At 71.7% G+C, this 25,393-nt stretch carries 18 protein-coding genes; 13 read left to right on the plus strand and 5 right to left on the minus strand.

The features are described 5' to 3' along the window. The first annotated feature begins 242 nt into the window (after nt 1-242). The 3 genes from DPM19_RS33170 (at nt 243) to DPM19_RS33180 (ending at nt 3,709) form a co-directional block, all read left to right on the plus strand. Complete coding sequence (locus tag DPM19_RS33170; RefSeq protein WP_111872057.1) at nt 243-830, plus strand: DUF1707 and DUF4870 domain-containing protein; 588 nt, start codon at nt 243-245, stop codon at nt 828-830. Between the two features lie 190 nt (nt 831-1,020). Further along, the gene (locus DPM19_RS33175; protein ID WP_111872058.1) at nt 1,021-2,388 is read left to right on the plus strand and encodes an FAD-binding oxidoreductase; all 1,368 of its coding nucleotides are present in this window, start codon (nt 1,021-1,023) and stop codon (nt 2,386-2,388) included. A 55-nt stretch (nt 2,389-2,443) separates the two neighbouring features. Next, nucleotides 2,444-3,709 (plus strand): class I SAM-dependent methyltransferase, encoded by a 1,266-nt coding sequence (locus DPM19_RS33180; RefSeq protein WP_111872059.1) that lies wholly within the window; start codon nt 2,444-2,446, stop codon nt 3,707-3,709. A 66-nt stretch (nt 3,710-3,775) separates the two neighbouring features. Here DPM19_RS33180 and DPM19_RS33185 read toward each other — a convergent pair whose 3' ends face one another. Then, a complete protein-coding gene (locus tag DPM19_RS33185) occupies nt 3,776-4,444 on the minus strand; it encodes a hypothetical protein (protein ID WP_146779085.1) in 669 nt (222 codons plus the stop codon). A 268-nt stretch (nt 4,445-4,712) separates the two neighbouring features. Between DPM19_RS33185 and DPM19_RS33190 the strand changes: the two genes are divergently transcribed. Then, complete coding sequence (locus DPM19_RS33190; protein WP_111872061.1) at nt 4,713-5,960, plus strand: cytochrome P450; 1,248 nt, start codon at nt 4,713-4,715, stop codon at nt 5,958-5,960. A 118-nt stretch (nt 5,961-6,078) separates the two neighbouring features. Then, nucleotides 6,079-7,992, plus strand: a complete 1,914-nt coding sequence (locus tag DPM19_RS33195) for a glycosyltransferase (protein WP_233511073.1) — start codon at nt 6,079-6,081, stop codon at nt 7,990-7,992. 45 nt (nt 7,993-8,037) lie between these two features. Here DPM19_RS33195 and DPM19_RS33200 read toward each other — a convergent pair whose 3' ends face one another. Further along, the gene (locus DPM19_RS33200; protein ID WP_111872062.1) at nt 8,038-9,579 is read right to left on the minus strand and encodes a long-chain-fatty-acid--CoA ligase; all 1,542 of its coding nucleotides are present in this window, start codon (nt 9,577-9,579) and stop codon (nt 8,038-8,040) included. Nucleotides 9,580-9,887: 308 nt separating this feature from the next. On the opposite strand from DPM19_RS33200, the gene leuS reads away from it, so the two are divergent. After that, a complete protein-coding gene (leuS, locus tag DPM19_RS33205) occupies nt 9,888-12,350 on the plus strand; it encodes a leucine--tRNA ligase (protein WP_233511075.1) in 2,463 nt (820 codons plus the stop codon). A gap of 60 nt (nt 12,351-12,410) precedes the next feature. Here the strand turns inward: leuS and lexA are convergent, their stop codons facing one another. Further along, a complete protein-coding gene (gene lexA, locus DPM19_RS33210) occupies nt 12,411-13,106 on the minus strand; it encodes a transcriptional repressor LexA (protein ID WP_111872064.1) in 696 nt (231 codons plus the stop codon). Between the two features lie 300 nt (nt 13,107-13,406). Here lexA and DPM19_RS35085 point away from each other — a divergent pair, with 300 nt between their 5' ends. The 3 genes from DPM19_RS35085 to DPM19_RS33225 all read left to right on the plus strand — a co-directional run bounded on the left by DPM19_RS35085 (nt 13,407) and on the right by DPM19_RS33225 (nt 17,479). Further along, the gene (locus tag DPM19_RS35085) at nt 13,407-13,880 is read left to right on the plus strand and encodes a LysM peptidoglycan-binding domain-containing protein (RefSeq protein ID WP_146779086.1); all 474 of its coding nucleotides are present in this window, start codon (nt 13,407-13,409) and stop codon (nt 13,878-13,880) included. A gap of 197 nt (nt 13,881-14,077) precedes the next feature. Then, nucleotides 14,078-14,536, plus strand: coding sequence for a transcriptional regulator NrdR (nrdR, locus tag DPM19_RS33220; protein WP_111872066.1), 459 nt, complete (start codon nt 14,078-14,080; stop codon nt 14,534-14,536). A gap of 123 nt (nt 14,537-14,659) precedes the next feature. After that, nucleotides 14,660-17,479: a vitamin B12-dependent ribonucleotide reductase gene (locus DPM19_RS33225; protein ID WP_111872067.1), complete on the plus strand. Its 2,820-nt coding sequence runs from the start codon at nt 14,660-14,662 to the stop codon at nt 17,477-17,479. Nucleotides 17,480-17,601: 122 nt separating this feature from the next. Here DPM19_RS33225 and DPM19_RS33230 read toward each other — a convergent pair whose 3' ends face one another. Next, complete coding sequence (locus DPM19_RS33230) at nt 17,602-18,177, minus strand: 3'-5' exonuclease (protein ID WP_111872130.1); 576 nt, start codon at nt 18,175-18,177, stop codon at nt 17,602-17,604. Between the two features lie 97 nt (nt 18,178-18,274). On the opposite strand from DPM19_RS33230, the gene DPM19_RS33235 reads away from it, so the two are divergent. The 4 genes from DPM19_RS33235 to DPM19_RS33250 all read left to right on the plus strand — a co-directional run bounded on the left by DPM19_RS33235 (nt 18,275) and on the right by DPM19_RS33250 (nt 24,416). Further along, nucleotides 18,275-19,174 (plus strand): helix-turn-helix domain-containing protein, encoded by a 900-nt coding sequence (locus tag DPM19_RS33235; RefSeq protein WP_233511077.1) that lies wholly within the window; start codon nt 18,275-18,277, stop codon nt 19,172-19,174. 86 nt (nt 19,175-19,260) lie between these two features. After that, nucleotides 19,261-22,020: a DEAD/DEAH box helicase gene (locus tag DPM19_RS33240; protein ID WP_111872068.1), complete on the plus strand. Its 2,760-nt coding sequence runs from the start codon at nt 19,261-19,263 to the stop codon at nt 22,018-22,020. After that, on the plus strand, nt 22,017-22,835 hold the full coding sequence (locus DPM19_RS33245) for an SWIM zinc finger family protein (RefSeq protein ID WP_111872069.1): 819 nt from the start codon (nt 22,017-22,019) through the stop codon (nt 22,833-22,835). The genes DPM19_RS33240 and DPM19_RS33245 overlap by 4 nt, the downstream gene beginning before the upstream one ends. A gap of 75 nt (nt 22,836-22,910) precedes the next feature. Continuing rightward, nucleotides 22,911-24,416, plus strand: coding sequence for a TerD family protein (locus DPM19_RS33250; RefSeq protein ID WP_111872070.1), 1,506 nt, complete (start codon nt 22,911-22,913; stop codon nt 24,414-24,416). An 88-nt stretch (nt 24,417-24,504) separates the two neighbouring features. Here the strand turns inward: DPM19_RS33250 and DPM19_RS33255 are convergent, their stop codons facing one another. Then, nucleotides 24,505-25,377, minus strand: coding sequence for a ribonuclease HII (locus DPM19_RS33255; RefSeq protein WP_111872131.1), 873 nt, complete (start codon nt 25,375-25,377; stop codon nt 24,505-24,507). Nucleotides 25,378-25,393: the final 16 nt, after the last annotated feature.

Genomic DNA, 25,393 nt, shown 5'->3' on the forward strand with positions numbered 1-25,393 from the left:
TGGGGCACGAGGACCTCCTACGGGTGCGGAGTGGCTGTGTGGTAGCTCCACACCACACCTGGGAGGTCCTCCCTATTTCAACAACATCCGGCCCGTGTCGCCGTCACCAACGTCCATGAGCAGTACAGTTAGCCGCGGTTCCGGAGCTGCGGTCTCCACCCCCGGTACCGCGGCGGCACTCAGGGGAAAGCCAGGGTCTTCCCCGATGGTGAGGGGAATGCGCGGCGCCGAGCATGGAAGGCATGAACAGCAGCTATCAGGCCGGAGACCTACGGGTCTCCGACAGCGAGCGGGAGCCGGTGCTCGAACGGCTCAAGGACGCCTACGCCGAGGGCCGGCTCGACCACGACGAGTTCGATATGCGGATGCATCTGGCGATGACCGCGAAGACGCGCGCGGACCTGGCTCAGGTGCTGGGCGACCTGGGCGGCCCGGCGGGGATGCCCGGCGTGCAGGCGCCACCGGTGTACGCCGCGCCGAAGCACGGCGTGCAGGCCCGCCGGGGGGCGGGCTTCGAACCCTGGCCGGGGCCCGCCCCGACCGGGGAGGACCGGATGCTGGCCGCCCTCGCGCACGCCTCCGGCTATGCGACCAGCTTCGTCGGGCCGCTGGTGTTCATGCTGCTGAGCGGCAAGCGGTCGGCGTTCGTCCGCAAGAACGCCGTCGAGGCGCTGAACTTCCAGCTGAGCGTGCTGCTGCTGGTCGTCGCCACCCTCGGGCTCGGGGCGATCGTGTACGCCGTCACCTGGATCATCGCGGGGATCGCGGCCGTCGGCGCCCTCGGCGGGCAGAGCTTCCGGCACCCCTGGATCCTCCGGCTCGTCCGCTGACCTTCCGGGCGGCGCGGAGTTCGCCGGGCCACCCGGTACTCTCTCGGAGAGTGCGCGTACCATCACTTGGTGTAGTCGGCATGTCGGCGGCCGGAAGAGGTCTGTGACGCCTCTTACGCCCGGGATGTCTGGATCAAACGTGGGATGATCGGTTTACTGAAGGTGGCCAATTCATAGGGGAAGAGGCGCGGTGGCTGAGCTTGCGGTCAAGGACGACCATCATCGGGCGGTCGAGGCGTTGCTGACGTCGTACCGGGCGATTCCTCCCGGTACACCCATCCGGCTGGCCAAGCGGACTTCCAACCTGTTCCGCTTTCGCGAGCCGTCCGCCGCACCGGGCCTGGACGTGTCCGGCTTCGATCGGGTGTTGAGCGTCGATCCCGAGTCGCGTACCGCCGACGTCCAGGGCATGACCACCTACGAGGACCTGGTCGACGCCACCCTGCCGCACGGCCTGATGCCCCTCGTCGTTCCCCAGCTCAAGACCATCACGCTGGGCGGCGCGGTCACCGGCCTCGGCATCGAGTCGTCCTCCTTCCGTAACGGGCTGCCGCACGAGTCGGTGCTGGAGATGGAGGTCATGACGGGCGATGGTGAGATCGTCACGGCCACCCGCGACAACGAGCACCGCGACCTGTTCTACGGCTTCCCCAACTCCTACGGGACGCTCGGCTACACGCTGCGGCTGAAGATCGAGCTCCAGCCGGTCAAGCCGTACGTCCACCTGCGGCACCTGCGCTTCGGCGACCCGGCGAGCTGTGCCACGGCGCTCAAGGAGATCGCCGGGAGCGGTACCTACGACGGCGCACCGATCGACTTCGTCGACGGGACGGTGTTCTCCCCGGCCGAGCTCTACGTCACGGTCGGCACGTTCGCCGAGACCGCCCCGAAGGTCTCCTACTACGGCGGCCAGGAGATCTACTACCGCTCGATCCAGCGGCTGCGGGAGGACCACCTGACGGTCCGTGACTACCTCTGGCGGTGGGACACCGACTGGTTCTGGTGCTCCCGGCCGTTCGGCGTGCAGCACCCGCTGGTCCGCCGGCTCTGGCCGGATCAGGCCAAGCGGTCCGACGTCTACCGGCGGCTGGTCGCCTTCGACAAGCGCGTCCAGTTCTCCGCCCGGCTCGACCGCTGGCGGGGCCGGCCGCCCCGCGAGGACGTCATCCAGGACATCGAGGTCCCCGTCGAACGGCTGCCGGAATTCCTGGAGTTCTTCGACGCCGAGGTGGGCATGCGCCCGGTCTGGCTCTGCCCGGCCACCGTCCGCGAACGGTGGCCGCTGTACCCCCTGCAACCGGGCGAGCTCTATGTCAACGCGGGTTTCTGGGGCACGGTTCCGCTGCCCACCGGGCAGATTCCCGACCACCACAACCGGCTGATCGAGCGGAAGGTCGCCGCACTGAAAGGGCATAAATCCCTCTACTCGACGGCTTTTTACACGCGTCAGGATTTCTGGCGGCACTACGACGGGGAGACCTACCGACGGCTCAAGGAGAGCTACGACCCGAGCTCACGGCTGTTGGACCTCTACGACAAGTGCGTGCGGGGGCGCTGACGCTTCGCGGGTGGACGGTCCGTGTCAGGGGCCGCCCGGAACAGGAGGAAAGACCATGACGCTGGCGAAGGTGTTCGAACGGCTGACGGGTGCCGGGGCGCCAGTGGAGTTCGCCGCCTACGACGGATCCAGAGCCGGCCGGCCAGGGTCGGAGATCCAGATCGACGTCCGCTCTCCCTACGCGGTGTCCTATCTCGTGTACTCCTCGGGAGCCCTCGGCCTGGCCAGGGCGTACGTCGCGGGGTATCTCGACGTCCGCGGCGACATGTACACCGCGCTCAGCCGCATGCAGCAGGTGTTCGACGACGTGTCCCTCGCCGACCGGCTGCGGATCGTCCGCGAGGTGGCCGGCGATCCGCTGCTGCGTGCCGCGGTGTCCCGGCGGCTGCCCCCACCGCCGCAGGAGGTCAGCACCGGCCGGTCGTTCCTGCGGCACACCAAGCGGCGCGACGCCCGCGCCATCTCCCACCACTACGACGTCTCCAACACCTTCTACGAGTGGGTGCTCGGCCCCTCCATGGCCTACACCTGCGCCTGTTATCCGCGCCCCGACGCGACCCTGGAAGAGGCGCAGTACCACAAGTTCGACCTGGTGGCCCGCAAGCTCGCGCTGCAGCCCGGCATGCGGCTGCTCGACGTGGGCTGCGGCTGGGGCGGCATGGTGATGCACGCGGCCCGGCACTACGGGGTCAAGGCGCTCGGCGTCACGCTGTCCAAGCAGCAGGCCGAGTGGGCGCAGAAGGCGATCGCGGAGTCGGGCCTGTCCGAACTGGCCGAGGTGCGCCACCTCGACTACCGGGACGTCACCGAGCACGACTTCGACGCCATCAGCTCGATCGGCCTGACCGAGCACATCGGCCAGGCCAACCTGCCCTCCTACTTCTCGTTCCTGTACGGGCGGCTGAAGCCGGGCGGCAGGCTGCTCAACCACACCATCACCCGGCCCGACAACACCCAGGCGTCGATCCGCAAGGAAGGGTTCATCAACCGCTACGTCTTCCCGGACGGCGAGCTTGAGGGGCCCGGGCTGATCCTGTCGGAGATGCACGACGCGGGCTTCGAGGTCCGGCACGAGGAGAACCTGCGCGAGCACTACGCGATGACGCTCGCCGGCTGGTGCCGCAACCTCGACGACCACTGGGACGAGGCGGTCGCCGAGGTCGGCGAGGGCACCGCCCGGGTGTGGCGGCTCTACATGGCCGGCTGCCGGCTGGGCTTCGAGCAGAACTGGATCCAGCTGCACCAGACGCTGGGCGTCAGGCTCGGCGACGACGGCCGGTCCGGTTTCCCGCTGCGCCCCGACTGGGAGCCGCAGGGCTGAGCCGGAGCGGGCCGGACGGCGTTCCGGCCTTCCCGTCCTCCGGGAGTTCGGGGCGCGCCTCTCCGGTCATTCGGGGCGGAACGACTGGATGATCCGGTCGAGGTCGGCGATCGGGGATCCCTGCCGGGCGGTGAGGGAGAGGTTGCACGACTTGTCGCCGGGGGCGGGCGTCTTGATCTCGGTGACGTTTTCGGCGATGCCGTCCTTCCGGTTCCTGGCGTAGGTGATCCTGATCCCGGGCTTGCCGGCCACGGTCACGTCGGCGATCTGGAGGTTCTCGGCACCGTACGAGGGGGCCAGGTTCCGGGTCGAGTTCTTCAGCGCCTCGATCGAGTTGCCGAGGAGCCCGGCGGAGGAGCACAGGGCCGACAGGTGCGCGGCGTAGTCGCCGTTCGCGCTGGCCGGGTCGAGGGCGTACGCCCCGCCCTGCTCCTGGGCCTCCTTCATGATCTCTGTGAGCAGTTCGGGCTGCGGCGCGGTGGTGATCCCGAAGGTGGTGCGCACCAGCGCGGACTGGTCGGTGGCGGGGTCGACGGGCGTCCAGCCCGCCGGCAGGTCGAGGGTGAAGCCGGCGGTGCCGCCGCCGACCTGCCGGACCTGGGGGGATGCGCTGCCGGAGGCGGAGCCGGCGGTCTCCGTGGCGGTCTGCCCGCCGTGCGTCTCCGCCGCGCAGGCGGGCAAACCGAGGACGAGCCCGGCGCTCAGGACGCCGGCCATCAGTGCGCGCTGTCTCATGGGTCCCTCCGCGGGGGGCTCGGAACGTGGAGAGTGTAAGGCCCCCGGGCGAGACGGGCCGAACTTCGCCGATTGATGGACGCACACGGCCGGAGAGTGGTACCTCAGGCTGGGACGGTGGCCCTTCTGCCCGGGGCCACACCCACGCCCCGGCCGTGATGATCGGGGAGAAGGCCGCCGATCTGATCCGTGGCTGAGCCTGGCGCCCACCCTCTTGACACTGGCACTATGTATGTAAACCGAATCGGGTTCTAGCGTGGGCGGTGTGATGGTGCTCAAGGCCGAGGACATCAATCTGACCGACTGGGAGTTCTGGGCGCGTCCCTGGGCGGAACGCGACGCGGCGTTCCGCGTGCTGCGGGGCCGGCCGGAACTGCCCTTCTTCGATGAGCCCGAGGTGTTCATCGTGCCGCAGGGGCCCGGCTACTACGCGGTGACCCGGCACGCCGACGTCGTCGAGGCCAGCCGCCGGCCGCAGGACTTCTGCTCGGGCAAGGGCGCGATCAACATCCCGGACATGCCGCCGGACATGAACGAGTACTTCGGCTCCATGATCAGCATGGACGACCCGAGGCACGCCAAGATCCGGCGCATCGTGTCCCGGGCGTTCTCCCCCCGCATGATCCAGCGGTTCGAGGACCAGGTCGAGGAGGCCGCCGCCCAGATCGTCGAGGAGATCCGGGCCGGTGGTACCGGCGACTTCGTCGCCGACGTCGCGGCCCGGCTGCCCCTGAAGATCATCTGCGACATGATGGGCATCGCCGAGGAGCACTACGCGACGGTCTACGAGTGCTCCAACGTCATCCTTGCCGGCAACGACCCCGACTTCGTCGGCGAGGGCGGCTACGAAGAGGTCGCCATCGGCCTGCTCAACGCGGGCCAGACCCTCAAGGACCTGGTCGAGGAGCTGGGCCGGGCGCGCCAGGTCGAGCCCACCGACGACCTCACCTCCGCGCTCGTCAACGCCAACCTCGACGGCGAGTCGCTGACCGACCAGGAGCTCGGCTCCTTCTTCATCCTGCTGGTGGTGGCCGGCAACGAGACCACCCGCAACGCCGTCGCGCACGGCCTGCGGCTGTTCACCGAGCACCCCGACCAGCGGGCGCTGCTGTTGGCGGACTTCGAGGGCCGGATCGGCGGTGCCGTCGAGGAGATCGTCCGCTACAGCTCCCCGGTGATCTGGATGCGCCGCACCGCCACCCGCGACACCATGCTCAACGAGCACGAGATCAAGGCCGGCGACAAGCTGGTGCTGTACTACGGCTCGGCCAACCGCGACGAGGCGGTCTTCATCGACCCCGACCGCTTCGACATCCTGCGCACGCCCAACGACCACGTGGGCTTCGGCGGCCCCGGCCCGCACTTCTGCCTCGGCGCCCACCTGGCCCGGCGGGAGATCACCGTGATGTTCCGGGAACTGTTCACCCGGCTTCCGCAGATCCGCGCGACGGGCGAGCCCGACCGGCTGCTGTCGAACTTCGTCAACGGGATCAAGCACTTGCCGTACGCGTTCTGAGCGCTGCCCGGCGGGCGGGTGAACAACTCATGGCATAACGCCTAAGTCGGGCATTGCCTCCGGATTCGCTTCCTACCCTGGTCCCTTCCAACAAGGGCTGAAATCTCAAGGGGTGCCGGTGACCGGACCGGAGGCAGTCGAGCCATGGGGTGAGCGGGCCGCGCTGGAGCTGCGGCTGGCGGAGGTCGAGTACGAGAAGGAGTCCCGTGAGCAGACCATCGAGCGGCTGACCGAGCGGCTCGCCGAGCGCGACCGCCGGCTGACCGGGCTCGACCGCGAGCTGGCCCGGCAGCGGCGGAAGACGGCCGAGGCCGAGTGGCGGCTGGAATCGGTCAAGGGACGCCGGTGGTGGCGGCTGGGCGAGGCGCTGTCGGCCGCCCGCCGCGGCCCGGTCGCCCTGGCCGGCGGGCTCCGGGCCGCGCTGCGCTCCACCGCCCCGCCGGCTCCGCCCGCCCAGATCGAACCGCCCCCCGCCGAGCCCGCGGCCCCGCTGGTGGAGCCCGCGCCCGCCTCGCCGCTGCCGGACGGCCCGATCGCCCGGCCCGAGCTGACCGCGGCGGTGGTCCTCGCCCCCGCCACGGCCGCCGTGCTGCGCTACGAATGGCGGCAGCTCGACGGGTTCGGCCCGGACGACTGGCGGGAGAAGTTCGAGACCGACCCGCCCGACCTGCTGTTCGTCGAATCGGTGGACACCGACCTGCCGCTGGCCGAGCTGGTGGACTGGTGCCGGGAGCGCGGTATCCCCACCGCGTTCTGGGACACCGGCGGCCCGGCCGGCGCGGCCGGCCTCTTCGACCGGGTGTTCGCCACCGGCGCCGCGGCCGCCGACCGGCACCGCGGCGCGCTCGGCGCCGACCGGGTCGGCGAGCTGCCCTTCGCCGCCCAACCCCGGCTGCACCACCCGATCAGGGTCCCCGACCACGGCCGGTACCCGGTCGCGTTCGAAGGTGACACCGCCGCCGCCGAGCACATGCTCCCCACCGCCGGGAAGTTCGGCGTGCATCTGCGCGACCCCGCCGCCGAACCACCCCTGGAGAACCTGCTGACCGCCCGCAAGCAGTACCGGGTTACGCTGCACGCGGGCGACCCGCGACGGGCGTACGAGCTCGCCGCGGCCGGCGTCCCCCTGGTGCACGCGCACGAGACGCCGCCCGGACTCGGGCCCGTCGTCACCGACCCCGAGGACACCAAGGCGGTGCTGCGGGCGCTGCTGTTCGGGCCCGAACTGCGCGACCGCCAGGCGCACCTGGCGCTGCGGGAGATCCACGCCGGGCACACCTACGGCCACCGGGTCACCGCCGTGCTCGACGCGTTCGGCCGCCCCGACCCCGCCCCGGCCCGGCCCGCGGTCTCGATGCTGCTGCCCACCTGCCGGCCCGGACAGCTCGCCCAGGCGATCGAGCAGGCGGCCCGCCAGGTCTGGCGCCCCCTGCAACTCGTCCTGATCCTGCACGGGCTGGACCTGGACCCCGCGGTGGTCGAGGAGAAGGCACGGGCGGCCGGGGTCGACGACGTCGTGGTGCTCGCCCTCGACCGCTCGCACAGCCTGGGCGCCTGCCTGAACCTGGGCATCGAGGCCGCCGACGGCGACCTCATCGGCAAGATGGACGACGACGAGCTGTACGGCCCGCACTACGTCTCCGACCTGATCGCGGCGTTCTCCTACACCGAGGCCGACGTGGTCGGGAAGCTGGCCCACTACGCGTACCTGGAGTCGATCGGCGCGACCCTGCTGCGCTGGCCCGACCACGAGCACCGCTACGTGCGCTTCCTGCGCGGCGGGGCGCTGCTGGCCCGGGGCGGCCTGCTGCGCGAGTACCGGTTCGCCGACCTCGGGCAGGGCGAGGACACCGACCTGTTCCGCCGGCTGTACGAGGACGGGGTGCTCGCCTACGCCACCGACCGGTTCTCGTTCATGACGATCCGGTACTCCGACCCGTCCCGGCACACCTGGCGGCCCGCCGACCGGCAGCTGATGGCCAACGCCCGGCTGTTCTCCTACGGCATGCCCGAGGAGCACATCCTCTACTAGAGCCGTCGAGCCGGCCCCGGTACCGGGGCCGGCTCGACGAGGGTCCTAGCGCAGCTCGCGCTTGAGGATCTTGCCGGTGGCGGTCATCGGCAGCGTCTCCCGGAACTCGACGATCCGCGGGTACTTGTAGGCGGCGAAGTTCTCCTTGCCCCACGCGACCAGATCGTCCTCGGTGATCTCGGTGCCGGCCTCGGGGATGACGTACGCCTTGATCTCCTCGCCGTGGCTGTCGTGCGGCACCCCGACCACGGCGGCCAGCGAGACGGCCGGGTGGGTCATCAGGACCTCCTCGATCTCCCGCGGGTAGACGTTGAAGCCACCCCGGATGATCATGTCCTTCGACCGGTCGATGATGTAGTAGTAGCCGTCCTCGTCCCGCCGGGCGATGTCGCCGGTGCGGAACCAGCCGTCCTTCATCACCTCGGCGGTGGCCTCGGGTCGGTTGTAGTAACCCTTCATGATGTTGTGGCCGCGGATCGCGATCTCGCCCGGGCCCTCGCCCTCGATCGTCTTCCAGTCCTCGTCGACCAGCTTCATCTGCACGCCCCAGATGGGGGTGCCGATCGAGCCGGGCTTGGTGGGCTTGTAGGGCACGTTGAACGAGGCGACGGGGGAGGTCTCCGACAGGCCGTAACCCTCCAGCACCTTCACCCCGAACCTGGCCTCGAACTCCTTGAGCACCTCCATCGGCAGCGACGCGCCGCCCGAGACGCAGGTGTGCAGGTTGGCCGCGATCTCCTCGACCGGGGCGTTGGCCGCCTCCGACAGCAGCGCCCAGTACATGGTCGGCACGCCACCGAAGATGGTGACCTTCTCCCGGGCCATCAGCTCCAGGGCCGGACCCGGCTCGAACCGCGGCACCAGGACGAGCGTGGCCCGGCGGCGCATGCCGGTGTTCATGATGGCCGACTGCCCGAACGAGTGGAACAGCGGCAGCACCACCAGCGACACGTCGTGGTCGGTGCCCGCGAAGTTCCGGTCGGAGACCATCGCGTTGAGCACCATGTTCCCGTGCGTCAGCTCGGCGCCCTTGGGCTGGCCGGTGGTGCCGCTGGTGTAGAGGATGACCGCGGTGTCGTCGGGGCTGGTCTGCACCGTCTCGAAGGTGCCCGGCCGGCCGCCCAGCGCGGGCCAGAACAGCTCGGCGCCCGCGTAGGGCGGCTCGGTCGCCGAGGGGTCGGCGGGCAGCAGGACGAAGTGCTCGCAGCCGGGCGTCTCCTGGAACCCGGCCCAGCCCATCTCGCCGAGCGGCAGTTCGGGGGTGCCCTCGAAGCAGAAGAACGCCTTCGCGTCGGAGTCGCCGAGGTGGTAGGCGATCTCGCGCGGCTTCAGGAGCACGTTGAGCGGGACCACGACCGCGCCCGCCTTGAGGATCCCGAAGTACACCATGGGGAAGTAGGGCACGTTCGGCGAGGAGAGCGCGACCTTGTCGCCGGGCTGGATCCCCTTGGCGACCAGCAGGTCGGCCACCTGGCTGGCCACCGAGTCGAGGAATGCGTACGAGAGACGCATGTCGCCGAACACCAGGGCGTCACGGTCGGGTGTCTCCCGGGCGGCGTCTTCGAGCAGGACCGACAGGTTGAGCATGGGGGCCACTCCTTGCCAGCAGCTAGGGGGTCTAAGGCGTTAGTGCCGGAATTGTCCGCTCATCCTGGCTTATTCGGCGGGCGCGCCGCCAGTGGTGCGGTGCCCTCACCTGCGGGCCTCTCCTGGGCCGCGAAGCCCGACACCGACGCTTGCGGTTGCGCTAGTCTTGGGGTATGAGAGCACGCCTGCTGCTTCGCCGGCCGCGCTGAGATCCTGAACTCGGCGCGGCGACCCCTCCTACGCGAGGGGTTCTTTCATGCGGCGACCAGGCGTCCATGACACCCCGTACCAAGGATCCGGAGCGACCGTTGAGCAGCGACGAGCAGTACGACCCACGGGCAGTGCAGGACAGGTGGCAGGCCCGGTGGGCGGAGCTCGACCCGTTCAAGGCCGCCGGGGACGACAGGCGGGAACGCCGCTACGCGCTGGACATGTTCCCCTACCCCTCCGGCGACCTGCACATGGGCCATGCCGAGGCGTTCGCCATCGGCGACGTCATCGCCCGCTACTGGTTCCAGCGCGGCCACGACGTGCTGCACCCGATCGGCTGGGACTCCTTCGGCCTGCCCGCCGAGAACGCCGCCATCAAGCGTGACTCGCACCCCGCCGAGTGGACCTACGCCAACATCGACACCCAGGCCGCGTCCTTCCAGCGCTACGCGCCCTCCTTCGACTGGTCCCGCCGGCTGCACACCTCCGACCCCGAGTACTACCGGTGGACGCAGTGGCTGTTCCTGCGCTTCTACGAGCGCGGGCTGGCCTACCGCAAGGGCGGCCAGGTCAACTGGTGCCCCAACGACCAGACCGTGCTGGCCAACGAGCAGGTCGTCGGCGGGCACTGCGAGCGCTGCGGAGCGCTGGTCGAGCGCCGGACGCTGACCCAGTGGTACTTCAAGATCACCGAGTATGCCGAGCGGCTGCTGCAGGACATGGACCAGCTGGAAGGTAACTGGCCCGAGCGGGTGCTGCTGATGCAGCGCAACTGGATCGGCCGGTCCGAGGGCGCCGACGTCGAGTTCGCCGTCGAGGGCCGCGACGAGCCCGTCACGGTCTTCACCACCCGCCCCGACACCCTGTACGGGGCGACCTTCTTCGTCGTCGCCGCCGACGCCCCGCTGGCCGACGAGATCTGCGCCCCCGAACAGCGCGCCGACTTCGAGGCCTACCGCGAGCAGGTCTCCCGGGAGAGCGAGATCGAGCGGCTGTCCACCGAGCGCGAGAAGACCGGCGTCTTCCTGGGCCGGTACGCGATCAACCCGGTCAACGGCGAGCGCATCCCGGTCTGGGCGTCCGACTACGTCCTGGCCGAGTACGGCCATGGCGCGATCATGGCGGTGCCCGCGCACGACCAGCGCGACCTGGACTTCGCCCGCAAGTTCGGGCTGCCCGTCCAGGTGGTCGTCGAGACCGGCGAGCCCGACCCGGCACAGACCGGCATCGCCACCGCCGGCGAGGGGCGGCTGGTCAACTCCGGTCCCATCGACGGGCTGGGCAAGCGTGAGGCCATCGGCCGGATCACCGAGATCCTGGCCGACAAGGGGCTGGGCCGTGCCGCCGTCAACTTCCGGCTGCGCGACTGGCTGGTCTCCCGGCAGCGGTTCTGGGGCGCACCCATCCCAATGATCCACTGCCCGTCGTGCGGTGAGGTCGCGGTGCCCGACGACCAGCTGCCCGTGGAACTGCCCGCCGACCTGCGCGGTGCCGACCTGGCCCCCAAGGGGACGTCGCCGCTGGCCACCGCCGAGTCCTGGGTGAACGTCGACTGCCCCAAGTGCGGGGGCGCGGCCCGCCGTGACACCGACACCATGGACACCTTCGTCGACTCGTCCTGGTACTACTTCCGCTACTGCTCGCCGGACTACACCGAGGGGCCGTTCGACGTCGCGGAGGTCCGCCGGTGGATGCCGGTCGACCAGTACACCGGCGGTGTCGAGCACGCGATCCTGCACCTGCTGTACAGCCGGTTCTTCACCAAGGTGCTGCACGACATGGGCATGGTCGACTTCACCGAGCCGTTCACCCGGCTGCTGAACCAGGGCCAGGTGATCAACCAGGGCAAGGCGATGTCGAAGTCGCTGGGCAACGGCGTCGACCTGGGCGAGCAGATCGCCGCCCACGGGGTGGACGTCGTCCGGCTGGCCCTGCTGTTCGCCGGGCCGCCCGAGGACGACATCGACTGGGCCGACGTCTCGCCGCACGGCATGACCAAGTTCCTGGCCCGGGCGCACCGGGTGGCCACCGAGGTCGAGGCGGCCTCCGGCACCGACCCGGCGGGCGGCGACACCGCCCTGCGCCGGGTCACCCACCGCACCATCGACGAGGTCACCACCCTGGTGGAGTCCCACCGGTTCAACGTGGCGATCGCCCGGATCATGGAACTGGTCTCGGCCGCCCGCAAGGCGATCGACTCGGGGCCCGGTGCGGCCGACCCCGCGGTGCGCGAGGCCGCCGAGACGGTGGCGGTGCTGCTGTCGCTGTTCGCCCCCTACACCGCCGAGGACGCCTGGTCGGTGCTGGGCCGGCAGGCTCCGGTGGCGCGCGCGGGCTGGCCGGTGGCCGAGCCCGCGCTGCTGGTCGAGGAGTCGGTGACGTGCGTGGTGCAGGTCGCCGGCAAGGTCCGCGACCGGCTGGAGGTGCCGCCCGGCATCGCCGCCGACGAGCTGGAGCGGCTGGCCCTGGCCTCGGAGCGGGTTCAGACGGCCCTGGGCGGCGCGGAGATCCGCAAGGTCATCGTGCGCGCCCCCAAGATCGTCAACATCGTCCCCGGCTGATCCTGGCGCCGCGGGGCCGCCGCCCGTGTGTGCGGGTGGGCGGCGGCTCCGCGGCCGGGATCACATCTTGCGGAGGACCGCCACCACCCGGCCGAGGACCGAGGCGTCGTCGCCCGGGATGGGCTCGTAGGCGGTGTTCTGCGGCATCAGCCAGATATGGCCGTCCTTGAACTTGAAGGTCTTGACCGTCGCCTCGCCGTCGATCATGGCCGCCACCACGTCGCCGTTCTCGGCCACCGGCTGCTGCCGCACCACCACCCAGTCGCCGTCGGCGATCGCCGCGTCGATCATCGAGTCGCCGCTGACCTTCAGCAGGAAGTGGGTGCCCTCACCGACCAGTTGCTTGGGCAGGGTGAAGACGTCCTCGACGGCCTCCTCGGCCAGGATCGGGCCGCCCGCCGCGATCCGACCGACCAGCGGCACGTACGCCGGTGCGGGCCGGGCGGTGGCCTCCTCAGCCGCCTCATCGCCCTCGAAAGAGGCGGTGCGGACCGGCGTGGCGCCCGGCACCCGAACCTCGACCGCGCGCGGCCGGTTGGGGTCGCGCCGCAGGAAGCCCTTGCGCTGGAGCGTCCGCAACTGGTGCGACACGCTGGACGTGCTGGTCAGCCCGACCGCCTCGCCGATCTCGCGCATCGACGGCGGGTAACCGCGGCGCTGGACGGAGTCGCGGATCACCTCCAGAACCATGCGCTGCCGCTGGGTGAGACCGCTCTCGTCCTTGGGGCCGTCGGGCAATTCCCGGACCTTGCTCATCTGCTCGCTCGCCTCCGGTCGCGCGAGGGTGCCGGCCTGCCTCGTCGCGGTCGCTCGCTCGTCGTCTGGTCGGTCCGCGTCCCACCGTGATGGGCCGCGCTCACCGCCCTGGTCGGTGGCTCGCACCGCCCGGTGGGGCGGTGGTCGCTCACTGTGGTGAACGTTAGCGCGTTCGGACATGATGATCAAACAACTGTTCGAAGAAGGTGCTCGCGTTTCGCGTCGGCCTGCGATAGAAATCGTACATCCGTTCGATCGAACTCGCATTCGAATCTCGACCGACATCGCGAGGAGGCCCGGATGGGCTCGACGGCCAGGGGGTGCGTGATCGGCCCGATCCGCCGTGAACGGCACCCGGTGGGGTGCGGCGCTCGGCGGCGCGAACAGATCCGGGCCGTCCCGGTGGCCACCCGTCCACCGGCGCGCACCCGCCGTCCGCACCCCGTGCCCCCTCCAGGCGGGCGGCGGCCGTCCGGAGGGGTGCGGCTCACCCGCCGCGGCCGCGTGGTGCTGGTGGCGGCCGTGGCGGCGCTTCTGGTGGTGGCGTTCTGGCTGACCGCCGGGCGCGGCGCGCGCGCCGGCGACGACGTTCGCCAGGGGCCGCCCACCGGGGTGCGCACCGTCGTGGTGGACGGCGACGACACCCTGTGGGCGATCGCCGCGCGCGCCCGGCCGAACCGCGACCCCCGCGTCACCGTCCATCTGATCAGGGAGCTCAACGGCCTCTCCGGGTCGATCATTCGGCCTGGTCAGCGGCTGATCGTGCCCCGCTGACCGCGCCGTGGCCCCCTTTTCCCGGCGCGACACGCCGGGTCGCCGGTGTGACATGGGTCTATCTCCGGTGCGCCGGGTACGGCTTGCGAAGGCCTGGGTAGACCCCTACGGTTGGACCACAACATCTAGTAGTTACACCGATGTGATTAACCACAAGTTGTGGTCTTGTGGGGATCTGTCAGGGGAGGAGTGGACGCGTGCACTGCCCGTTCTGCCGCAACCCTGACAGCCGCGTGATCGACAGCCGCTCCACCGAGGACGGTGCCGCCATCCGGCGTCGCCGCTCCTGCCCGGAGTGCGGCCGCCGCTTCACCACCCAGGAGACGGTGCTCCAGATGGTCGCCAAGCGCAGCGGCGTCACCGAGCCCTTCTCACGAGACAAGATCATCGCCGGGGTGCGCAGGGCCTGCCAGGGTCGCCCGGTCGACGAGGATGCGCTGGCGAAGCTCGGCCACCAGGTCGAAGAGGCCATCAGGGCGACAGGGGTCGCGGAGATCCCGTCCCACCAGATCGGCCTGGCGATCCTGGGGCCGCTGCGCGAGCTCGACGAGGTCGCCTACCTGCGATTCGCCTCGGTCTACCGGGGCTTCGAGTCGCTGGACGACTTCGCCAAGGAAATCGAGTTGCTGCGGGCGGTCGACCCTCCCGGCGAGTGACACGCCGCGGAGACGATCGACCCGAAAAAACACGTCAAGCGCCCCGGCCGGGACATGGTCCGGCCCGTGGGCATGGTTGAAACCTGAGCAGGGCCCGGCGCGGCGCCCTAGAGGGGGATTCTCATGACCGAAACGGTGAGCGGCTCAACGGCCCGACGCGGCAAGGCCACGCGCAAGGGCCTGCGGATGGCGCGCATCTTCACCACGCCCGGAGTGCACCCGTACGACGAGCTGAACTGGGAGCGCCGGGACGTCGTCATGACGAACTGGCGAGACGGGTCGATCAACTTCGAGCAGCGCGGCGTGGAGTTCCCCGACTTCTGGTCGGTGAACGCCGCCAACATCGTGACGACCAAGTACTTCCGCGGCGCCGTCGGCACCCCCCAGCGCGAGTGGAGCCTCAAGCAACTGGTCGACCGCGTCGTCAGCGTCTACACCAGGACCGGCCGGGAGAATGGCTACTTCGCCACCGATGAAGACGCCGAAATCTTCGACCACGAGCTGAAATACGCCCTGGTCCACCAGGTCTTCAGCTTCAATTCCCCGGTCTGGTTCAACGTCGGCACCGAGTCGAGTCAGCAAGTGTCAGCGTGCTTTATTCTGTCGGTCGACGACACCATGGAAGCAATTCTCGAATGGTATAAGGAAGAGGGAGTCATCTTCAAGGGAGGCTCCGGGTCCGGGGTCAACCTCTCCCGAATCCGGTCCAGCAAGGAACTGCTCTCCTCCGGTGGCACGGCCAGTGGGCCGGTGTCGTTCATGCGCGGGGCGGACGCCTCGGCGGGCACCATCAAGTCGGGCGGGGCGACCCGGCGGGCGGCCAAGATGGTCGTACTCGACGTCGACCACCCCGATGTCGCGGAGTTCATCCAGACCAAGGCCCGGGAGGAGGACAAGATCCGGGCGCTCCGCGACGCCGGCTTCGACATGGACCTGGGCGGCAAGGACATCGTCAGCGTCCAGTACCAGAACGCCAACAACTCGGTGCGGGTCTCCGACGAGTTCATGCGGGCGGTGGAGGCCGACGGCGAGTTCGGGCTGCGCGCCCGGCTCAGCGGCGAGGTCATCGAGACCGTCCAGGCCAAGGGCCTGTTCCGGCTGATGGCCAAGGCCGCCTGGGAGTGCGCCGACCCCGGCATCCAGTACGACGACACGATCAACGACTGGCACACCTCCCCGGAAACCGGACGCATCACCGCAAGTAACCCTTGTTCCGAGTATCTGCATTTGGACAATTCGTCCTGCAACCTGGCCAGCATCAACCTGATGAAGTTCCTGGTCGGGCAGAACGGCTTCGACGTCGAGAAGTTCGTCAAGCTGACCGAGCTGATCATCACTGCGATGGACATTTCGATCACCTTCGCCGACTTCCCGACCGAGAAGATCACCGAGACGACGCGGGCGTACCGCCAGCTCGGTATCGGCTACGCCAACCTGGGCGCCCTGCTGATGGCGACCGGGCACGCCTACGACTCCGCGGGCGGCCGCTCCATCGCCGCCGGGATCACCTCGCTGATGACCGGTGTGGCGTACCGCCGCTCCGCCGAACTGGCCGCCGCGGTGGGCCCGTACGAGGGTTACGCGCGCAACGCCGAGGCGCACCAGCGCGTGATGCGCAAGCACGCCGCGGCCAACGACCAGATCCGCACCCTCGACGAGATGGACAAGGCGCTGCACGCCGCCGCCACGAAGCAGTGGCAGGACTGCCTCAAGCTCGGCGCGAAAAATGGGTACAGAAACGCCCAATCTTCGCTACTCGCCCCCACCGGGACAATTGGCCTGATGATGGACTGCGACACGACCGGGATCGAGCCGGACCTGGCGCTGGTGAAGTTCAAGAAGCTAGTCGGCGGCGGGTCGATGCAGATCGTGAACAACACCGTCCCGAAGGCGCTCGCCAAGCTCGGCTACCAGCCGGAGCAGATCGAGGCGATCGTCGAGTACATCGCCGAGCACGGTCACGTCATCGACGCGCCCGGCCTGCGGCTGGAGCACTACGAGGTGTTCGACTGCGCGATGGGTGAGCGGGCCATCAGCGCGATGGGTCACGTGCGGATGATGGCGGCGGTCCAGCCGTTCCTGTCCGGCGCGATCAGCAAGACGGTGAACGTCCCGGAGAGCGCCACGATCGAGGACATCGAGGAGGTCTACTTCCAGGGCTGGAAGATGGGCCTGAAGGCGCTGGCGATCTACCGCGACAACTGCAAGGTCGGCCAGCCGCTGTCGGTCGCCAAGAGCAAGGAGACCGACAAGGCCGAAAGGGTCGAGGAGAAGACGGTCGTGGTGGAGCGGCCGGTACGGCGGCGGCTGCCCAAGCAGCGGCCGGCGACCGTGACCCGGTTCTCGGTGGCCGGGGCCGAGGGGTACATGACCGCCTCGTCCTACCCTGACGACGGGCTCGGCGAGGTCTTCCTCAAGCTCGGCAAGCAGGGGTCCACCCTGGCCGGGGTGATGGACGCCTTCTCCATGGCGATCTCGATCAGCCTCCAGTACGGGGTGCCGCTGGAGACGTGGGTGGACAAGTTCACCAACATGCGGTTCGAACCGGCGGGGATGACCGACGACCCGGACATCCGGATGGCCACCTCGATGATGGACTACATCTTCCGGCGGCTGGCCCTGGACCACCTGCCCTACGAGAAGCGGGCCGACCTGGGCATCTTCACCGCCGCCGAGCGGGCCCTGCAGGCGGCCGGCGAGGACCCGGCCACCCTGCACGCCGAGGAGGAGGTCGCCCGGGAGACCCTGGCCCAGTCGGCCGAGATTGAGCGCCCGGCCGACCCGGCCCCGACCCCGGCGGCCCGCCCGCAGGTGGCGGTCATCGAGAGCCACCAGGCCCGCACGGCGGACGCCCCGCTGTGCCTGACCTGCGGCACCAAGATGCGCCCGGCCGGCAGCTGCTACGTCTGCGAGGGCTGCGGCTCCACCAGCGGCTGCAGCTGAGAACGATCCGACGCGACGAGCGGATCAGGCGGATCAGGCGGGGAGCTGGCGCGCTGCGCGGGCTCCCCGCTCGCGTCGTTTTCGTCCGTTACCGTGCCGGCGACGCTCGGATTCGGCTCGGGTCAGGTCGGCTGGAAGGGGGCGGGCCAGGCGTCGCGGGCGGCGATGTCGAGGATGAGGGCGGCGATGTTCCAGGCGTCGTCGGCGCCGTTGTGGTGGCGGCCCTCCAGGGGCAGGCCGGTGTGCCGGAGCGCGCCGGCCATGCCGAACCTGCGGCTCAGCCCGTGGCTCTGGGAGTAGGTCAGCTTGGCGTTGGTGTGGTGGGAGCCGAACGGGTAGCGGACGCGCGCGGCCCCGCACTGGCCCTGGAACTGCTTGCGGTCGTAGTCGCCCCAACTCGCCCAGGGGCGTGACCGGGCGTGGTGGTCGCGTTCGAGGGCCGCGCACGCCTCGCGGAAGCCCACCCCGCGGTCGACGTCCTCCTGGGTGTGGCCGGTCAGTTCCGTGCAGAACGGGCTGACCCGTGACCGGTCCGGGCGGACCATGATCTGGTGGCGGGCCACCCGCTCGCCGCGTTCCCAGTCGATGACGCACAGCCCGATCTCGATGATCTCGTTGGCCTGGCCCGGCGGGACCGGGCCGTCCCAGCAGGTCGCCTCGACGTCGATGACGTTGAGAAAGCGGCCGTACGGTTCCATACCGCGCACAGTAGCGATCACCGGTTCCGGTCCGCCGCTCCTTTTCCCGCGGATCGGGCTTGAGTCTCCAGTCGCTGGAGGCCGGAGAGTGAGGGACGTGGACGAGTTCACCATCGGGCGGCTGGCCCGGCGCACCGGGCTGCCCGTGCGGACGATCCGCTTCTGGTCCGACCTCGGCCTGGTGCCCCCCACCGGGCGGTCGGCCGGTGGCTACCGGCTGTACGACGCGGCGGCGGTGGCCCGGCTGGAGCTGGTCCGGACGCTCCGCGAGCTGGGGTTCGGGCTGGACGACGTCCGCGAGGTACTGGACCGCCACACCACGGTGGCCGAGGTGGCCGACGCCCATGTGCGGGCGCTGGACGCGGAGATCCGCGTGCTGCGGCTGCGCCGTGCGGTGCTCAGCACGGTCGCCCTGCGTGGCAGCGACATCGAGGAGGCACGACTGATGCATGAACTGGCCAGGCTGTCCGTCCGGGAACGGCAGCAGATCATCGACGAGTTCGTCGCGGAGGTCTTCGCGGGGGTCGACCCGGACTCCCCGGCGATGGGCATCGCCCAGGGCATGCGGCAGCTGCCCGACGACCCGGACCCCGGCCAGGTGGACGCCTGGATCGAGCTGGGCGGGCTGGTCGCCGACGAGGACTTCCGGCGCAGGGTGCGGCAGATGGCTCTCGACGGGCAGGGCGGCCGGGACGGGCGGGACGGCCAGGAGGGGCCCGCCATCGACCCGGCCGCCGTGCAGGAGCACGCCGGGCGCGCGCTGGCCGAGGGGGTCGCCCCCGGGTCGCCCGAGGGCCGGGCCGTCCTGGACCGGGTCGTCCCGCCGGACCTGCCCGCCGGGGAGCGGGTCCGGCTGGCCGACGGCATGGAGCGGTTCACCGACGCGCAGGTCGAGCGTTACTGGCAGCTGCTGGGCGCCCTCAACGGCCGGCCGCCCTTCCCCCCGGCGGTGCCGGTCTACGAGTGGGTGATCGCCGCCCTGCGCGCGCATGGCTGAAGTCCCCGAAAAAGCCGGCCGGCCCTGAAATATCGGGCCGGTCCCGGTCGTTGAAGGGCCGACGGTTCGCGGCGGAGGGACGGCGTATGGCGTGGCTTTCGGACGGGGAGGCGCGCTGCGCCGTGGTGTTCGAGGCCGGTGATCCGCCCCGGACCGGCCGGCTGGTCCTCTGGCGGCCGGACGGGACGGATCCGGACACGGCCGGCGGGGACCCCGGCGAGCTGACCGTCGTGGTCGAGGGCCCGCGGGCCCGTACCGTCCCGGTCCGCCGGCTGCCCGTCCCGGCCGCGCTGCCCCTGCTGGTCAGGGCGCACCGGTCGGGGGAGGCGCATCCGGCCGCGGCGTTCTGGGGAGCCGTGGCGGTCGAGGCGTTGCATCTGGTGGCGCGCGGCCTGCTGCTGCCCGGGGTGTCGCCCGGCGGGTTCGGGGCGTGGCAGGCCGGGCCGCTGGACGCGTCGGCCACTGGGCGGCTGCGGGCGCTGGCCGCCGCCATGCCGCCGCACGCCCGCGCCGTCCCCTTGCCGGGGCATCCCGGCGAGTGGGTGCTGCCGGACGCCGAGACGCTGGTCCGGGCGTTCTTCGACGCGGTGGCGGACACGCTCCCGCGGGACGACGGGGCCGCCGCGCCACTCGCGTTCTCCGCCCCGGCTCCGCGGCGGGTACCCGAGCTGCGGGAGTGGGCGGAGGAGATCGGCGGCGCCTCCGCGGGGCTGCGGATCTCGTTGCGGGTCGAGGGCGCGGCCGAGGTGCCCGACGGGCTGCGGGCCGTCGTCCAGGCGCACGCCCCGGCCGATCCGGCGCTGGTCGCCGATGTCGCGGAGCTCCGTGACGGCGCGGCGTTCGGGCCGCGCGCCCGGATGGACGCGATGGTCGCCGTCCGGCGGGCCGCCCGGGTGTGGCCCCCGCTGGACCGGCTGCTGCACCGGGCCGTCCCCGACGAGCTGCCGCTGACCGACGAGGAGGTCGGCGAGCTGCTGGGCCGGGCCGCCGCGGGCCTGGCCGCGGCCGGGGTGGAGGTGCACTGGCCCCGGGAACTCGCCCGTGAGCTGGACGCCCGGCCGGTCGTGGCGGCCGCCGACCCGCCGCCCACCGACCTGCCCGCCTTCTTCGGCGGCCTGGACGCCCTGAGCCTCGACTGGCGGCTCGCCCTCGACGGCGAGCCGCTGACCGAGGCGGAGATGGACCTGCTGGCCGAGGCGCACCGCCCGGTGGTGCGGCTGCGCGACCGGTGGACGCTGGTCGACCCCGAGCTGGCCCGCCGGGCCAGGGAGCGCGGGCTCAAACCGCTCGCCCCGATGGAGGCGCTGGGCGCCGCGCTCACCGGGGTCACCGAGATCGACGGCGAGCGGGTGGCGGTGGCACCGAGCGGCTGGCTGGAGTCGCTGCGCGAGCGGGTCGCCGCCGACCCGGAGTCGGTGGCGCAACCCCCGGAACTGGCGGCCGAGCTCCGCGGCTACCAGCTGACGGGCCTGCGCCGGCTGGCGCGGACGACCTCGCTGGGCCTGGGCGGCTGCCTGGCCGACGACATGGGCCTGGGGAAGACGATCACGCTGATCGCGTTGCATCTGCACCGGCAGGCCGATCCGGCGACCGCCGGCCCCACCCTGGTGGTGTGTCCCGCGTCGCTGCTGGGCAACTGGGAGCGGGAGATCCGGCGGTTCGCCCCCGGCGTCCCCGTGCACCGCTTCCACGGGCCCGGGCGGTCCCTCCCCGATCCGGCCGCCGGTTTCGTGCTCACCACGTACGCCACCATGCGCCTGGACGCGGCGCGGCTCGCCGGCGGGCGGTGGGCGCTGGCCGTCGCCGACGAGGCGCAGCACGTGAAGAACCCCGCCTCGGGCACGGCCAGGGCGCTGCGGGAGATCCCGGCCGCCGCGCGGGTCGCGCTCACCGGCACCCCCGTCGAGAACAACCTGTCGGAGTTGTGGGCGATCCTCGACTGGACCACTCCGGGCCTGCTCGGCACCCTCGCCGGGTTCCGTGCCCGCTGGGCCGCGCCGATCGAGTCGGGCGAGGACCCGGTGGCGGCCGAACGGTTCGCCCGGCTGGTCCGGCCGTTCCTGCTGCGCCGCCGCAAGTCCGATCCCGGCATCGCGCCCGAACTGCCGCGCAAGACCGAGACCGACCGCCCGGTGGCGCTGACCCGCGAGCAGGCCGGGCTGTACGAGGCGTTCGCCCGGGAGACCATGGACCGGATCGCGGGCAGCGCCGGCATGGCCCGGCGTGGGCTCGTCTTCAAGCTGTTCACCGGGCTGAAGCAGATCTGCAACCACCCCGCGCAGTACCTCAAGGAGCCCGACCCGGTGCTGGTGGGCCGGTCGGGCAAGCTCGAACTGCTCGACGAACTCGTCGACACGATCGTGGCCGAGGGCGGCGCCGTGCTGGTCTTCACCCAGTACGTCGCCATGGCCCGGCTGATCGAGCGGCACCTGGCCGGCCGCGGCGTGCCGGCCGCGCTGCTGCACGGCGGCACGCCGGTGCCGCGCCGGGAGGAGCTGGTCCGGGCGTTCCAGGGCGGCGGGGCGCCCGTCTTCCTGCTGTCGTTGAAGGCGGCGGGCACCGGGCTGAACCTGACCCGCGCCGACCACGTGGTGCACTACGACCGCTGGTGGAATCCCGCGGTGGAGGACCAGGCCACCGACCGGGCGTACCGGATCGGCCAGACCCGTCCCGTCCAGGTGCATCGCCTGATCGCCGAGGGGACGGTCGAGGACCTGATCGCGGGGATGCTCCGCACCAAGCGGGCGCTCGCCGATTCCGTGCTGCGCTCCGGCGAGGCGGCGCTGAGCGAGCTGTCCGACGCCGAACTGGCCGATCTCGTCGAGCTGAGGGGACCGATCCTGTGACCGAGGGTGAGGAGGAGGCGCGCGGGTTTCCCGCCTTCCCGCCGGTACGGGGCGGCCGGGGGCCGTTCGCCCGTTCCTGGTGGGGGCGGGCCTGGCTGCGGGCGCTGGAGGACACCTCGCTCGCGGCGGAACCGCTGGCCCGGGGCCGCCGGTACGCCAGCACCGGCCGGGTCGGCCCGATCACGATCAGCCCCGGCCGGATCGCGGCACCCGTGCGGGGCGCCGACGAGGACCTGCACCGGACCGTGGTCTTCGTCGAGCGGCTGTCGGACGCCGAGTGGGAGCGGCTGCTGACCGAGGTGGCGGGCCGGGCCGGGCACATCGCGGCGCTGCTCGACCGGGACATGCCCCGGGAACTGGTGGCCGCGGCCGGGGAGGCGGACGTCCGGCTGCTGCCGGGGCTGGGCGACCTCGAACCCGAGTGCGACTGCCCCGGCTGGGAGCATCCCTGCGAGCATGCCGCGGCGCTGTGCTACCAGGCGGCGTGGCTGCTGGATCGCGACCCGTTCGTGCTGTTGCTGATGCGCGGCCGGGGCGAGCGGGAACTGGTCGGTGAGCTGCGGCGGCGCAACGCACCGGACCCCGCGGGACCGGCGGTTCCGGGGGTGGCCGCGGCCGCCGCGTACGCGCGGCCGGTGCCCGCGCCGCCGGATCCGCTCCCGCCGCCCGGCCCCCGCGGCCCGTTGCGGGTGCCCGCCGGCCCGGGGGTCGATCCGGCGGCCCTGGACGCCCTCGCCGCCTCCGCCGCGGTCCGTGCCCGGGCGCTGCTCGCCGGCGGGCGTCCCGCGGGGCTGGACGGCCTGCTCGGCGGGTGAAACGCGGTCGGCGCCGGGGAGCCCGCGGCGCCGGCGAGTTGGCGTAGGTTTGTCTGGTCGAATCAGGGAGCGTTCATGTCCATGCAAAAGGGCGCCAATGTGCCGGTGCCGGTTCCATCGGTCCGAGTCGAACTGGGGTGGACCACCGCCCCCGGCGTGCCGGACGCCGACGCCTCGGCGCTGCTGCTCGTCGCGGGTAAAGTCCGGTCGGACAACGACTTCGTCTTTTACAACCAGCCGGCGCACTCCTCCGGGGCCGTCCGGTACGAGGGCAAGCAGCAGGGGCCGGTGGTGCGCGACACCCTGGCGATCGACCTGGCCCGGGTGGAACCGCAGGTCGAGACGATCGTGATCGCGGCGTCCGCCGACGGCGGCACCTTCGGCCAGTTCCAGGGGCTGTACGTGCGGGTGCTCGACGCGGCGAACGGCGCCGAGGTGGCCCGCTTCGACAGCGCCGGCGCGACGGTGGAGACCGCGTTCGTGCTGGGCGAGCTGTACCGGCGGCAGGGCGCCTGGAAGTTCCGGGCGGTCGGCCAGGGCTACGACTCCGGGCTGGCCGGGCTGGCCACCGACTTCGGGATCTCCGTCGACGACCCGGCGCCCGCGCCCCAGCCGACCCCGCCGCCCGCACAGCAGCAGTACGCGCCCCCGCCGCCCCCGCCCGGCCAGCAGTACGCGCCCCCGCCCGGCCAGCAGTTCACGCCGCCCCCGCCGGGTCAGCAGTACGTTCCGCCGCCTGGCCAGCAGTACGCCCCGCCGCCGCCCGCCCCGCCGCTCCCGGGCCAGTACGCGCCACCTCCGCCGCCGCCCGGCCAGCCGTACGCGCCCCCGCCGCCTCCGCCGGGTCAGCAGTACGCGCCGCCGCCTCCGCCGCCCGGCCAGCAGTACGCTCCGCCGCCTCCGCCGGGTCAGTTCCAGCCCCCGCCGCCCCCGGCGCAGCCGGTCTCCCTCAACAAGATCACGCTGGACAAGAACAACACCTCGGTCTCGCTCACCAAGCAGGGCGCGACCTCCGGTGGCATGCGGGTCAACCTGAACTGGTCGGCCCGCGCCGGCGCGGCGAAGGGCCGGCTGGGCAAGCTCCGCCGGGGCGTCGACCTGGACCTGGACCTGTGCTGCCTGTGGGAGCTGCAGGACGGGTCCAAGGGCATCATCCACGCGCTCGGCGACTTCGGCGCGCTCAACCACCCGCCGTACATCCAGCTCGACAAGGACGACCGCACCGGCGCCGTCACGACGGGCGAGAACCTGACGATCAACCTGGACCACACCGCGAAGTTCCGCCGCATCCTGGTGTTCGCGGAGATCTACGACGGCGCCGACGACTTCCGCGGTCTCGACGCGATCGCCACCCTCTACCCGCAGAACTCCCCGCCCATCGAGATGCGGATGGACGACTGCACGATCCCGGCGCGCGACGCCGTGCTGGCGCTGATCGAGAACGTCGGCGGCGAACTCGTCGTCCGCCGCGAGGGCCGTTTCGTGCTGCCGCCGCCCGGCCGTCCCCGCTGGGGCAAGCTGGCGGTCGACCAGGAGTACGGCTGGGGCCTGGAGTGGGTCGCCTCCAAGGGCAAGAGCTGACCACCCGGCGCACCACCGCGTCCGCCTTCGAGACGTGATCCTTCGGCTTCCGAGGCGCCTCGGAAGCCGAAGGATCACGGGGCGGCGGTCAGAGCAGGGAGAGCTGGCCGGTGTCGGCGAGCGGGTCGCGGTGCTTGCGCAGGTGCCGCCAGCGCGGCAGGTCGTCGAGGTAGGACCACGACAGCCGGTGGTGCGGGGTCGGGCCGTGCTCGGCGAGCGCCCGCCGGTGGACGGGGGAGGGGTAGCCGGCGCTCGTCGCGAAGCCGTACTCCGGGTGCTCGTCGCCCAGCCGGGCCATCAGCCGGTCGCGGTGCACCTTGGCCAGCACGGAGGCGGCGGCCACGGCCACCGAGCGCTGGTCGGCCTTGACCTCGCACCGCACGTTCCGGCCGCCGCCGACGTAGTCGTGCCCGCCGTCGAGGATCACCGCGTCGGGCGGTTCGGGCAGGGCGTCGAGCGCGCGCACGGCGGCGCGGCGCAACGCCTCGGTCATGCCGACCTCGTCGATCTCGGCGGGCTCGGACGCGCCCAGCGCGTGTGCCGCCAGCCAGCCCGGCAGTACCTCGGCGAAGGCGTCCCGGTGCGCCGGCGGGAGCAGTTTGGAGTCGGTCAGCGGGCGGCCGGACGGCTCCGGGGGCGGGCCGAGCTCGCCGGGCCGCAGGACGGCGGCGCACACCACCACCGGGCCGGCCCAGGCACCCCGGCCGACCTCGTCGATCCCGGCCACCAGCAGGGCGCCGGCCGCCCGCAGCCGCTTCTCGATCTCGTAGCCCGCGGCCGGCCGGGGAGACGGACCGGACCGCCCGGCCGTCACACGGGGTGCCGGGTCGGGCTGCTCGGTCGGGTCGTCTTCGGCTGTGGTGCGGGGTGCGGTGGGCACCGCATCGAGCTGCTCCGCTTCGGTCGCCGGGTGGGGCGCGGGGGGTGGCGGTTCGGGCAGCGCACCCTGCTGTGCTGGCATGTCGCACATGATGGCA

This window comes from Actinomadura craniellae, assembly GCF_003289645.1.
Taxonomy (GTDB): Bacteria; Actinomycetota; Actinomycetes; order Streptosporangiales; family Streptosporangiaceae; genus Actinomadura_D; species Actinomadura_D craniellae.

Bases quoted from the DNA above. Each gene is read 5' to 3' on its own strand.
- DPM19_RS33170 (WP_111872057.1), top strand. From the start codon at position 243: ATGAACAGCAGCTATCAGGCCGGAGACCTACGGGTCTCCGACAGCGAG.
- DPM19_RS33180 (WP_111872059.1), top strand. From the start codon at position 2,444: ATGACGCTGGCGAAGGTGTTCGAACGGCTGACGGGTGCCGGGGCGCCA.
- DPM19_RS33185 (WP_146779085.1), bottom strand. From the start codon at position 4,444: ATGAGACAGCGCGCACTGATGGCCGGCGTCCTGAGCGCCGGGCTCGTC.
- DPM19_RS33190 (WP_111872061.1), top strand. From the start codon at position 4,713: ATGGTGCTCAAGGCCGAGGACATCAATCTGACCGACTGGGAGTTCTGG.
- DPM19_RS33200 (WP_111872062.1), bottom strand. From the start codon at position 9,579: ATGCTCAACCTGTCGGTCCTGCTCGAAGACGCCGCCCGGGAGACACCC.
- lexA (WP_111872064.1), bottom strand. From the start codon at position 13,106: ATGAGCAAGGTCCGGGAATTGCCCGACGGCCCCAAGGACGAGAGCGGT.
- DPM19_RS35085 (WP_146779086.1), top strand. From the start codon at position 13,407: ATGGGCTCGACGGCCAGGGGGTGCGTGATCGGCCCGATCCGCCGTGAA.
- DPM19_RS33225 (WP_111872067.1), top strand. From the start codon at position 14,660: ATGACCGAAACGGTGAGCGGCTCAACGGCCCGACGCGGCAAGGCCACG.
- DPM19_RS33230 (WP_111872130.1), bottom strand. From the start codon at position 18,177: ATGGAACCGTACGGCCGCTTTCTCAACGTCATCGACGTCGAGGCGACC.
- DPM19_RS33240 (WP_111872068.1), top strand. From the start codon at position 19,261: ATGGCGTGGCTTTCGGACGGGGAGGCGCGCTGCGCCGTGGTGTTCGAG.
- DPM19_RS33250 (WP_111872070.1), top strand. From the start codon at position 22,911: ATGTCCATGCAAAAGGGCGCCAATGTGCCGGTGCCGGTTCCATCGGTC.
- DPM19_RS33255 (WP_111872131.1), bottom strand. From the start codon at position 25,377: ATGCCAGCACAGCAGGGTGCGCTGCCCGAACCGCCACCCCCCGCGCCC.